We start from the raw sequence: 12,724 nt of genomic DNA on the forward strand, positions 1-12,724 counted from the left end.
TTCCGGCCAGCGTGATTGCGCGATTGAGTTCTATAATGATGTTCTATCCTTTGTGATAAAAGTCACATCTCTATTTGTTACCGGTATCATGATACCGGTAACATGGTAAAATACGGAACCATAGCGAACAGTAAAATTCCCATTCTGAGATAGAGATCAAAATTATGGCAGGACGTAGCATTATCGTGATGGGTGTATCAGGTAGCGGTAAAACCACTGTAGGAGAAGCAGTGGCTCGGCGAATCCATGCCAAATTTATTGATGGTGATGACCTGCATCCCCGCGCCAATATTCAGAAGATGGGCAGTGGGCATCCGCTAAATGATGAAGATCGGATGCCGTGGCTGGAGCGCCTGAGCGATGCGGCTTATAGCCTGAATCATAAGAATGAAACCGGCATTATTGTCTGTTCTGCGCTGAAACGCCGCTATCGCGACCGCCTGCGGGAAGGCAATCCAGAAATGGTATTTTTATATCTGAAAGGCAGTTTCGATGTGATCATGGGGAGGCTAAAAGCCCGCTCCGGTCATTTCATGCCTACCGACCTATTGAAAAGCCAGTTTGAAGCTCTTGAAGAGCCGGGAGCAGAAGAACCGGATGTTATCTGTGTGGATATTGATGCAGATATTGATGAGGTGGTCGCGCGGTGTGTTTCGGCATTGGGGAAATAATATTCATTTAGTGATCACTCGTTTCCCGCAGCCTTATATGTTAATCAGCAAAGAGTGCATGCCCGCACTCTTTGTCGGTTAAGGCATTGGAGGTGAAGTCATTGCCAATCTCATGTCAGTCGAACGGCTCAATAATGCACTAAATGCCCTCGTGAAAATCACTTCATTAAATATGCCCGCACGCCATCCAAAAACATCTGCGTTGATAGCATCACCAAAATTAATCCCATCAGCCGTTCTAATGCGCTGACCCCTTTACTGCCAAGCAAACGCAGGAACAGATTCGACATCAATAAAATGGCGGCAGATAAGCCCCAGGCAATCATCAATGCCAGCACCAAGTGGCTGAGCTGATTAGGATACTGATGCGATAGTAGCATCAGGGTGGCCAGAATCGAGGGGCCAGCCACTAATGGAATAGCCAACGGAACCAAGAACGGCTCTTCTCCTGCCGATAACCCGGTCACATTACTTTCAGGGGAGGGGAAAATCATCTTAATAGCGATTAAGAACAAAATGATACCGCCCGATATCGACACGGTTTCCGTGCGGAGATTGAGGAATGCCAGAATCTTTTCCCCGGCGAACAGGAAAATTAGCATCAATATTAGGGCAATAAGCAATTCGCGGATCAATACCACCCGCCGCCGTTTAGGTTCCAGATGCTTGAGCACCGACATGAAAATCGGTAAGTTTCCTAACGGGTCCATAATCAAAAACAGCAACACAGTTGCCGCAATCATCTCTGTCATTTTTACCTCAAAAAGGGTCTAAACGACTGGCGTTTCCGGCCAGTCAAAGTCACATATTAGGAAGATTGCTTTGAATCATTCTGGTATCGAATAATTTAACTTGCCACTTTGTCCATATTTTGTAAGGTGGTATCAGGTCTGTGTTCGTCAGCTTGCCGTCTATAACGTGCAGCGATGCAAGATAGACATCCATTAATCGGTGTCACCTTCCAAGGCAGGGCAGTAAACATGAAAAACGTTGGTTTTATCGGCTGGCGCGGTATGGTCGGCTCAGTCCTCATGCAGCGCATGATTGAAGAACGCGACTTTGACGGCATCCGCCCAGTCTTTTTCTCTACCTCTCAGCATGGTCAAGCTGCTCCGGCTTTCACGGGCCAGCAAGGCACATTACAAGATGCTTATGATATTGATGCGCTGAGTGCATTAGATATTATCATCACTTGCCAAGGGGGAGATTATACCAACGAAATTTATCCAAAGCTGCGAGAAACTGGCTGGCAAGGTTACTGGATTGACGCCGCTTCTTCTCTGCGTATGCGGGATGACGCGATTATTATTCTGGACCCAGTTAACCACAGCGTTATTCAGCAGGGGCTAGATAAAGGTATTAAGACTTTCGCCGGTGGTAACTGTACCGTTAGCCTGATGCTGATGTCACTGGGTGGTTTGTTTGCCAATGATTTGGTTGAATGGGCATCTGTTGCGACCTATCAAGCGGCATCCGGTGGCGGCGCGCGCCATATGCGTGAGTTGCTGACCCAAATGGGCATGCTGCATGCGGGGGTGGCTAAAGAGTTGCAAGACCCGGCTTCTGCCATTCTGGATATCGAACGTAAAGTGACGGCGGCGACCCGCAGCGGCACGTTACCGACTGACAATTTTGGTGTGCCACTGGCCGGCAGCTTGATCCCATGGATCGACAAGGCGCTGGATAACGGCCAGAGCCGTGAAGAATGGAAAGGTCAGGCCGAGACTAATAAAATTCTGAATTCTGGCACGGTGATCCCGGTTGATGGCCTGTGTGTCCGTATCGGCGCACTGCGTTGTCATAGCCAGGCTTTCACGCTGAAGCTGAAAAAAGACGTACCATTGCCAGAAATCGAGCAATTACTGGCAACTCACAATGACTGGGTACGTGTTATTCCAAATGATCGCGAGCTGAGCATGCGTGAACTGACGCCAGCGGCAGTCACCGGAACCTTAAATACCCCTGTGGGCCGCTTGCGTAAGCTGAATATGGGGCCAGAATATCTCTCCGCCTTTACCGTGGGTGACCAGCTGCTGTGGGGCGCGGCAGAACCACTGCGCCGTATGCTGCGGATCCTGATGTAATCAGTAATCCAAACCGTGATGATAAAGCCTTGATCTTGTGGTCAGGGCTTTTTTTATTTCATCCATTTACAGCAACTGACTGATATTCAGCTCTTCCATCAAACGATGATTGTCTGAATAGTCCACTGGGATGGCGATGACAGCCGGGCCTTGCACATCCATCGCCAGATGTAATTTATGGGTGAGTTCATCGGCGGACTCCACGGCAAAACCGGCTGCGCCAAAGGATTCTGCATACATTTTAAAATCGATGGGGCCAAAGTTGACTCCTGATGGCCGGTGATATTTCTTCTGCTCTTGAATTTCCACCATGTTGTAGCCGTTATCGACCCAAATGATATGCAGCAAATTACTTTTCAGTCGCACTGCGGTCTCCAGCTCCATGCTTGATTGCATAAAGCCCCCATCCCCAGAGATAGAAACCACTTTTTGCTGTGGATTGACCAGTGCCGCCGCAATGGCCCAGGGCAGCGCCACCCCCATAGTCTGCTGACCATTGGACATCAAAATTTGACGGCTACGGAAGCTGTAAAGATAGCGGGCAATCCAGATATGAAAACTCCCCATATCAACACAAAGAGTGACGTCGCTGTTGACGATATCCTGCATGGCTCGTACCAGACGCAGGGGATGAATAGCAAAGCCGCTCATATGGCTGGCCCGGTTAGCCAAATCTCGCCGTTGGCGTGCGCGATCGGCCAGTATCACCTGGGTTTGTGAGGTCAAAATTATCGGGCCGCTTATCAACTCATTGAGGGCATCCACGGTGGCAGCAATATCGCCCAGCAGTTCTTTTTCTGGCTGATAAGCTGCATCTATCTCGGCGGGTAAAATATCCATATGTATTAAGGTTGCATGGCCGTTATTCCACAGTGCCGGGTCGTACTCCACCGGGCTGTAGCCGATGGTCATAATCAAATCGGCTTGCTGTAGCAGCTTATCGCCCGCCTGATTATTAAATAATCCTACCCGACCGGCAAAATGGTCGAAATGTGCTTGGTCAACCACCCCTGCGGCTTGATAGGTGCTGGTCACCGGGATTTTACTGTGGCGAAGTAGGCGGCGTATGGCTTGTGCATTTGCCGGTTGGCTTGCCATCAAACCGAGTAGCAAAATGGGGTTTTTAGCTTGATTGAGTAAATTGGCGGCAGCAATGATTTCATCGCGCGGTGCACTGCCACTTTGCGGGCATATTTGACGAATCAGCGCATGGCTGGTGATAGGTTTATTGAGAATATCTTGCGGCAGGCTAACAAAGGCGGCCCCTGGTCGACCAAATTCAGCGGTTCTAAACGCATTGCCCAGCACCTCAGAAAGCGCTGCTGAGGCGGTGACTTCGGCACTAAACTTAGTGACCGGGCGGAAAATACTCACGGTATCCATGCTTTGGTGGGTTATTTTCAGGCTATCAGCTCGTTTGACTGCACCCCCTAATGCCACCACTGGGTCTCCCTCAGAGGTGGCCGTGGCCAGCCCCGTCACCAGATTGGCACAACCTGGGCCAGATGTGACCAGCGCGACACCAGCTTTACCGGTCAGACGGCCCACGGCACCAGCCATAAAGGCAGCATTGGCTTCGTGACGCACCACGATGGTCTTGATGCTGGAATCTTCCAGTGAATCAAAGACTCGATCGATTTTAGCGCCCGGAATGCCGAAGACCTGCTTCACACCTTGCTGTTCTAAATGATTTACCACCAGATCGGCACCGCATTTCCAGGCCAGAATATTGGGCTCATTCTTCATGATTTTGTGTCCTTTGTATTATCAGATTAACCATAAGTTATTGTTTATTTAATAATTACAGCTCGTTAGCTCTCTACGGCACGGATGGCATTGTTGAGATTCAGAGGGGAGAGGTTGGCTTGGAGAAAATCAGGCTCTTGTGGCAGATCGATAACTAATTTGGCGACGGTACCAAATGTCAGAATGCCGTTTTCCAATTGGAAATCCAGCACATGGCCGCCGCCACTGCGGTCGTCAGTAATAAAATGTTCGTGATAGCCCGCCACATTAATACCTTGGGTGTAGTTCGGGCTACGAAAACCGATAATGGTGCCATTGCAGTGTTCAAACTCGAATGTGGGTTGCTGCGCAATAGCTTCAAGCATCGGCTTATAAGGGCGCTGCTGGCAGGGAACAGTGCGAGTTTCAACATGGCTGAACTTGCCATCAATGCGCAGTGCGCAAAACAGATTGTCTGATTCGGCGACGTCATTAATCACGCGGTGAAGTTGTTCGCGACTCATTTTGTGTTCGAAATTGCGTGTTTCTGTCGGCTGGAAAAATGTCATTACTGCAAACGGTGTTTTCTGCTCCGGCTGTGCCGCACGGGCGCTACCATCAGATCGTAATTGATAAATTTTGCTGTTTAATGCAACCAGCTCACCATCAAGATTGTTAAATGTTCCTAATCCAAAGTCGCCATGCTTAAGCAACTCGGCCATAGTGATATGGCCTTCGTAAACGCCACTAATTAGCGCGCTCATGAGTGATGTTTGATAAATTATGCACTCAGGATGTGTTTCTTTATACGCAATAAAGCTTTCTGCAACCTCTTGAGTACATGAGCAATGTGGTGTGATTGATTGAGACATATCCTTCTCCGTTTACCCGTAACATAAATTATATTTATATATAAGGTTGACGCTGAAAGAACATAAGTACCAATATAGGTATCTCACTTTATTGATATCAAAAATATATGGAATTACGTTATCTTCGATACTTTGTCGCAGTAGCATCTGCTCGGCACTTTACCCGGGCGGCTGAAAAGTTGGGTATCTCTCAGCCGCCGCTCAGTCAGCAAATTCAAAAACTGGAACGAGAAATAGGGGCGCCGCTGCTGCGCCGACTCACTCGCGGTGTTGAACTGACAGAAGCAGGGAAGGCTTTCTATGCCGATGCCTGTCATATATTGACCCTCACGGACGAAGCGACAGAGCGGGCAAAAAGTATTGCGCGAGGAGAAACGGGTCGGTTGCGAGTGGGGTTTGCCAGTTCGACGGCTTTTCAGCCCCTGGTACTGCGGTTACTTCATGCTTATCGGGACAAATATCCAGAGGTGATATTGTCACCCAGTGAAGAGACGATGCCGGTATTAATGAGTGATTTGCATAATGAGCACATTGATGTGGCTTTTATCCGCCAGCCCTGTGATGCCAGTAATGAATTTACCTGCAAGGTGCTGGTGGAGGAAGATATGTTGCTGGTACTACCACATAACCATCCTTTACAGGGTAGCCCGGTCATTAACCTGCAAGCGCTACAGCATGAAAAACTGATTATTTTCCCGCGAGAAGTGGGCCCCGGATTGTTTGATGCCATTATTGGTGCCTGTTATCGCGCAGGATTTCAGCCTACTTTGGGGCAACAATCGCCTCAGATGGTCTCGGCAATTGGGATGGTTTCTGCCGGATTTGGCTTCACTCTGGTTCCTCGCTCCTTGACGGCGATTCAGGCCAATAATGTGACTTATCATGAAATTGACGACAGCCTGTTAAAAACCAAAATTACCTTGGCATGGCGGCGACATGAGCGGTCATCCGCGGTGTTGAATATGGTGAGTATCGCCCGCCGCGGTCAGCCTAGTCTCTGAATGTTAACTCTCACTGGCGGTAATAAAAGGTAATTTAATGATTATGCGGGTGAATTCCTCGGCCTTACTTATCACCGTCACGCCATATTCATGGCCATAGCGCACTTTAATCCGCCGATCCACCAGATTCATACCCAGCCCATCGCCATTGGGGCGTGGCTGATATAACCCGGCGTTGTCCTCAACCTCCAGCACCAGCACATTGTCATCTAGCTTGCCATGCAACGTAATTTGTCCATTGCTGAACATCTGCGATATGCCATGTTTTATGGCATTTTCGACCACCGGCTGCAGGGAAAAAGCCGGTAACCGTGCATCCATTAACTCATCGGGCAATGAAATATCGACACTCAGGCGATCAGCAAAACGCGCTTTTTCTATTTCCAGATAAGCATTTACATGCTCAATTTCATCACTCAGCGTGACGACATCGTTGCTGCGTTTGAGGTTTTTGCGGAAGAATGTTGACAGAGAAAGCACCAGTTTACGGGCATGGTCAGGGTTGCGTCGGATCACCACGGATAGCGTATTCAGGGCATTAAACAGGAAATGGGGATTAACCTGCGCGTGGAGTAATTTGATTTCAGATTGTGCCAGTAGCTGCTTTTGTTGTTCAAACTCACCGGCCAAAATCTGGGCCGACAGTAGGTGAGCAATACCTTCACCCAATGTGCGGTTAATACTGGAAAACAATTTACTTTTGGGTTCATACAATTTGATGCTGCCAATCACCCGATGCTCTTCGCCACGTAATGGAATAACCAAGGTCGAACCCAGCTTACAAGTGGGGGAAATTGAGCAGGTATAGGGCACGGCATTGCCGTCGGCGTAGACCACTTGATTGAGTTCAATCGCCCGGTGGGTGTGCTCTGAGGTAATTGCGCTGCCCACCCGATGGTGGTCAGAACCGGTGCCGATAAAGGCGAGCAGCTTCTCGCGGTCAGTAATGGCGACGGCACCAACGCCCAGTTCTTCATACAAGATACGCGCTACCCGCATGCTGTTTTGCTGGTCAAAACCGTACCGAAGTAGCCCCTCCGCTCGTGCAGCAATTTGCAATGCTTTTGCCGAGAATGCGGTGGTGTACTTTTCGAAAATAGCTCGCCGGTCTAATAAAATTCGCATAAACATGGCAGCACCGATGGTGTTAGTGATCATCATCGGCAAGGCAATGTTTTCTACCAGTTCGACAGCCTCGGTGAATGGGCGGGCGACGGCCAGGATAATCAGCATTTGCAGGACTTCAGCCACCAAGGTAATTCCCGCGACAACCAGCGGCTGGAACAACAGATCGAGGCGGTTTCTACGAATCAAATAGCTGTGGAGAAAACCGCCCAATAGCCCTTCAGCCACGGTAGATAACATACAGGCGGTGGCCGTCATTCCGCCCATTGAATAGCGATGTAACCCGCCGGTCAGCCCTACCAAAAAACCAACGGATGGGCCACCTAGCACGCCACCCAGCACTGCACCTATGGCGCGGGTATTCGCGATGGAATCTTCAATGTGCAGACCAAAATAGGTACCCATGATACAAAACATGGAAAACGTGAGGTAGCACACCAGTTTATGGGGCAACCTAATGGTAACCTGCATTAAGGGGATAAAAAGCGGTGTTTTACTCAACAGATAAGCAATAACCAGATACACACACATCTGTTGTAAAAGGGAAAAAATCAGTTCGACCTGGCTAACGCCCATGTTGATAACCACCAGTGCTCATTCTTGCCGCTATTGTACCTACATTCTGTCGCGGAAAATTTTAACTGCCGCCCCTTTTAAGTAAAAAAGGCATGGAGATGGCAAACAGCGGCTCAGTTCCCTATTTTGAGCATTTTTCTCATCATTGATGTAATCGACCCTGGTTTTAGGTTTCGACCAAGGGTTTTTCCGCCATTCACGTCCTTTTTGTGCACTATAAATGCCTTTTTTTCTCTGAATCCACGCGAGAAAAAATTTCATTAATCATAAGCCAATTTTTTTGTCACCCATTGACTATGCTTATAGTTTGGATGAGAAAAGTTTGAAGACTACGCGCTATTACCAGAAAAACGGGTTAAGGCATTAGATCCATTTATTGACCTTGATCATGTCTCGTACATTAAATGGATTGCATGATTAAATGTCGAATTTTGATACTTTTGTTCAAATTTTGTCATAAAATTGTGTTATTAATCAAAGGAAGAAGATATGTCAGTACTTCCCGACCGTCAGGTGATTAATCAAATTATTTCCGGCCATTACGCCGATCCTTTCTCCGTTTTGGGGATGCACCAAACTGCTCAGGGATTGCAAGTCTGTGCACTGCTACCAGATGCCAAAGAGGTCTGGTTGGTCGACAGCAAAACCGGGCGTCATCTGGCTCAATTTACTTGTGAGGATCCGCGTGGCTTTTTTATTGCCAAACTTCCTCGCCGTAAAAACCTATTTCGTTATCAATTAGCCGTTACCTGGCCTGAAAGCACCCAACTTATTGATGATCCTTACCGATTCGGTACGTTGTTGCAGGATATTGATACTTGGTTACTGGCCGAAGGTACTCATTTACGTCCTTATGAACGTTTAGGCGCACATTTGATGAGCCTTGATGATGTTCCGGGCGTGAGTTTTGCCGTTTGGGCCCCGAATGCCCAGCGGGTTTCCGTGGTCGGTGAATTCAACTTTTGGGATGGTCGCCGCCATCCGATGCGATTACGGCGTGAAAATGGTATTTGGGAGCTTTTCTTGCCCGGAGTTCAGGCGGGGCAATTGTATAAGTTTGAAATAATTGACAGCAATGGCCATGTGCGGTTAAAAGCCGACCCTTATGCCTTTGAAGCTCAGATGCGGCCAGAAACGGCATCATTGGTTAGCCCGTTGCCCGATGTGGTGGAAAATACCCCTAAACGGCAAAAAGCCAATGACTTGCGCTCGCCGGTTTCTATCTATGAAGTGCACCTTGGCTCATGGCGTCGTCATACCGAGAATAACTTCTGGCTCAGTTACAGTGAATTAGCCGACCAACTGGTTGAATATGTTAAATACATGGGCTTTACCCATGTGGAATTACTGCCGATTAACGAGCATCCGTTTGATGGCAGTTGGGGTTACCAGCCGCTGGGGCTATATGCACCGACCCGCCGTTTTGGGACACCGCAGGATTTCAAAGAGTTCGTTGCCAAATTCCATGACGCAGGGATTAACGTCATTCTTGACTGGGTTCCCGGTCATTTCCCTAGTGATGAGCATGGTTTATCGACTTTCGACGGCACTGCTTTGTATGAATATGCTGATCCGCGCGAAGGCTACCATCAAGACTGGAATACCCTGATTTACAACTATGGCCGCAATGAAGTTCGTAACTATTTGGCGGGCAATGCCTTCTATTGGATGGAGCGTTTTGGTATCGATGCTTTGCGCATTGATGCTGTCGCCTCAATGATTTACCGCGATTACAGCCGTGCCGAAGGGCAATGGGTGCCGAACTACTACGGCGGGCGAGAAAATCTGGAGGCTATCGCCTTCTTGCGCTACACCAACCATACCATCGGTGTTGAGCGGCCCGGCGGTGTGACCATGGCTGAGGAGTCTACTGATTTCCCAGGGGTGACATTGCCACCAGATGCTGGCGGATTGGGCTTTAACTACAAATGGAATATGGGCTGGATGCATGACACGCTCAATTACATGCAATGCGACCCCGTTCACCGCAAATATCATCATAATTTAATGACTTTCGGTATGTTGTACGCCTATACCGAAAACTTTATTCTGCCTATTTCTCACGATGAAGTGGTCCATGGTAAGCGCTCGGTACTCGACCGCATGCCGGGAGACGCATGGCAGAAATTTGCTAATTTACGTGCTTATTACGCCTTTATGTGGGCGCATCCGGGTAAGAAATTGCTGTTTATGGGATGTGAATTTGCCCAGGGGCGTGAGTGGAACTTCGATAGCAGTTTGGATTGGCATCTGCTGGATGATGAGAATGGTTGGCACAAAGGGGTACAGCGGCTGGTGCGTGACCTTAACCATTGCTATCAGAAACATGCGCCATTATACGAGCTGGATTACCAACCTGAAGGCTTTGAGTGGCTGGTGGTTGATGACCATGAAAACTCGGTCTTTGCCTTCCTGCGCCGTGATGCAAAAGGTAACGAGTTGATTGCTATCAGTAATTTCACGCCAGTCCCTCGTTATAACTACCGTGTGGGTATTCCACATGGCGGGCATTATCGTGAAGTTCTGAACTCTGATTCAGAGTTTTATCGTGGCAGTAATCTGGGCAACCAAGGCGGAATTCAGAGCCATCCTGTCGGCAGCCATAATCACGCTCACTCCTTGCTGCTGACCCTACCGCCGCTGGCGACTATTTACTTGTTGCGGGAGGGGTAGGATGACCCGTTTGACCAGTGGCTCCCCGACACCACCCGGTGCTCACTTTGATGGGGCCGGGATAAATTTTACGCTATTTTCGGCTAATGCTGAGCAGGTCGAACTGTGCTTGTTTGATGACAACAACCAAGAGTTGCGCATCCCATTACCCGCCCGTAACGGGGATATCTGGCACGGTTATCTGCCGGGAGGAAAACCGGGGCAGCGCTATGGTTACCGAGTTAGCGGGCCATTTGATCCGCAAAAAGGGCATCGTTTTAATCCTAATAAATTACTGATCGATCCCTGCGCTCACGCGTTAGATCGTAAAGTGAGGGATGACCCAAGTTTGAATGGTGGGGTTAACCAACCCGATGAGCAGGATACTGCTGCCATCGTCCCTAAATGTATTGTGGTGCACGAACAATACGACTGGCAGGGTGATCGTTCACCCGCCATTCCTTGGGGAAATACTGTTATTTATGAAGCTCATGTCCGCGGCTTAACCCAATTACACCCAGATATTCCAGCTGACTTGCGCGGTACTTATGCGGCTCTGGCCCACCCGGTGATGATCAGCTATTTGAAAAAACTGGGTATTACCACGCTGGAACTGTTGCCGGTGCAATTTCATGTTGATGAGCCGCGGTTGCAGAAGATGGGATTGAGTAATTACTGGGGCTATAACGTGTTGGCCCCTTATGCCGTAGATCCGGATTATGCCTCTGGTCGTGAGGGCGTCTCTCCCTTACGAGAATTGCGCGATGCAGTTAAGGCGCTGCATAAAGCGGGTATTGAGGTGATTCTGGATGTGGTGTTCAACCACAGTGCCGAGCTGGATGTTTTTGGCCCGACGCTGTGCCAGCGTGGGATCGACAATGCCAGTTACTACTGGCTTACCCCTGAAGGTGAATACGACAACATGACCGGCTGCGGTAATGCGCTGCGGCTCAGTCAGCCCTATGTGATGCAGTGGGTCATTGAATGCTTACGGCATTGGGTGGATAGCTGCCACATTGATGGTTTCCGTTTTGATTTGGGCACGGTTCTGGGCCGCACTCCGGCTTTTGATCAACATGCGCCCTTTTTTGCCGCACTCGCTGCTGATGAGCGGCTCAGTACTTGCAAAATGATTGCGGAGCCTTGGGATATTGGTTTGGGGGGCTACCAACTGGGTAATTTCCCTACCGGTTTCAGTGAGTGGAATGACCAATATCGCGATGCGATGCGCCGTTTTTGGCTGCGGGATGATTTACGGCTGGGGCAATTCGCCCAGCATTTTGCGGCATCAAGCGGCCTGTTTGAACAACGGGATCGTTCTCCTTCTGCCAGCATCAATCAAATTACCGCCCACGATGGTTTTACTTTGCTCGATTTGCTGTGTTTTAACCAAAAACACAATCAAATCAATGGCGAAGAAAATCGTGATGGCAGCGATAACAATCTTAGTAATAATTTTGGTAGTGAAGGTTTGGTGGCGAATGAAGCTATCTGGCAGCGGCGCAAAGCTTGCCAGCGGGCATTATTAACCACCTTGTTACTCTCACAGGGAACGCCGATGTTACTGGCTGGTGACGAGCATGGTCATAGCCAGCAAGGCAACAACAATGCGTATTGTCAAAATAACATCCTCACCTGGCTTGATTGGGGGAGCGCGGATACTTCATTGATGGCATTTACTGCCGAATTGATTCGGTTACGCCAGCAAATCCCCGCCCTGATTAAAGACACATGGTGGCGGGAAGGTGATGGCAATGTGCAGTGGCTAGATTGTCAGGGGCAAGCGCTGAGTGATACAGCTTGGGAGCAGGGCTGTCAGAAACAACTACAAATCCTGTTATCTCAGCGCTGGTTGGTCGTCATTAATGCGACTGACCAAAGGTGTGAAATGCATTTACCTGTGGGGGAATGGGTGGTGGTTCCTCCTTTTGAGCCGTCAGAGCATACGGAACCGTTAACTGTATGGAACGGATCTGCCTATGCCGTTTGCGTGCTTGCACAGAAATCTTAAGGAGTAT

At 49.0% G+C, this 12,724-nt stretch carries 9 protein-coding genes; 5 read left to right on the plus strand and 4 right to left on the minus strand.

Annotated features, from left to right (window positions below; translation table 11 throughout):
- Window positions 1-164: 164 nt before the first annotated feature.
- Window positions 165-671 (plus strand): gluconokinase, encoded by a 507-nt coding sequence (locus tag N0H69_RS00765; RefSeq protein WP_050110668.1) that lies wholly within the window; start codon window positions 165-167, stop codon window positions 669-671.
- Window positions 672-829: 158 nt separating this feature from the next.
- Here the strand turns inward: N0H69_RS00765 and N0H69_RS00770 are convergent, their stop codons facing one another.
- Window positions 830-1,423, minus strand: a complete 594-nt coding sequence (locus N0H69_RS00770; protein WP_032911111.1) for a YhgN family NAAT transporter — start codon at window positions 1,421-1,423, stop codon at window positions 830-832.
- A 228-nt stretch (window positions 1,424-1,651) separates the two neighbouring features.
- Here N0H69_RS00770 and asd point away from each other — a divergent pair, with 228 nt between their 5' ends.
- Window positions 1,652-2,755: an aspartate-semialdehyde dehydrogenase gene (gene asd / locus N0H69_RS00775; RefSeq protein ID WP_050110666.1), complete on the plus strand. Its 1,104-nt coding sequence runs from the start codon at window positions 1,652-1,654 to the stop codon at window positions 2,753-2,755.
- 66 nt (window positions 2,756-2,821) lie between these two features.
- On the opposite strand, the gene alsS is transcribed toward asd, so the two are convergent.
- Together alsS and budA are read right to left on the minus strand one after the other, a co-directional pair.
- Window positions 2,822-4,501, minus strand: a complete 1,680-nt coding sequence (gene alsS / locus N0H69_RS00780; protein WP_050152323.1) for an acetolactate synthase AlsS — start codon at window positions 4,499-4,501, stop codon at window positions 2,822-2,824.
- 65 nt (window positions 4,502-4,566) lie between these two features.
- Window positions 4,567-5,352, minus strand: coding sequence for an acetolactate decarboxylase (gene budA, locus N0H69_RS00785; protein WP_050146048.1), 786 nt, complete (start codon window positions 5,350-5,352; stop codon window positions 4,567-4,569).
- A gap of 107 nt (window positions 5,353-5,459) precedes the next feature.
- Between budA and N0H69_RS00790 the strand changes: the two genes are divergently transcribed.
- On the plus strand, window positions 5,460-6,353 hold the full coding sequence (locus N0H69_RS00790) for a LysR substrate-binding domain-containing protein (RefSeq protein ID WP_050123708.1): 894 nt from the start codon (window positions 5,460-5,462) through the stop codon (window positions 6,351-6,353).
- A 3-nt stretch (window positions 6,354-6,356) separates the two neighbouring features.
- On the opposite strand, the gene N0H69_RS00795 is transcribed toward N0H69_RS00790, so the two are convergent.
- The gene (locus tag N0H69_RS00795; RefSeq protein WP_050110659.1) at window positions 6,357-8,054 is read right to left on the minus strand and encodes a sensor histidine kinase; all 1,698 of its coding nucleotides are present in this window, start codon (window positions 8,052-8,054) and stop codon (window positions 6,357-6,359) included.
- Window positions 8,055-8,543: 489 nt separating this feature from the next.
- Here N0H69_RS00795 and glgB point away from each other — a divergent pair, with 489 nt between their 5' ends.
- Window positions 8,544-10,727, plus strand: a complete 2,184-nt coding sequence (gene glgB, locus N0H69_RS00800) for a 1,4-alpha-glucan branching protein GlgB (protein ID WP_050152324.1) — start codon at window positions 8,544-8,546, stop codon at window positions 10,725-10,727.
- A 1-nt stretch (window position 10,728) separates the two neighbouring features.
- Window positions 10,729-12,717, plus strand: a complete 1,989-nt coding sequence (gene glgX, locus N0H69_RS00805; RefSeq protein ID WP_050152325.1) for a glycogen debranching protein GlgX — start codon at window positions 10,729-10,731, stop codon at window positions 12,715-12,717.
- Window positions 12,718-12,724 lie beyond the last annotated feature (7 nt).

Source organism: Yersinia alsatica (assembly GCF_025133195.1).
In the GTDB taxonomy this organism is placed as follows: domain Bacteria; phylum Pseudomonadota; class Gammaproteobacteria; order Enterobacterales; family Enterobacteriaceae; genus Yersinia; species Yersinia alsatica.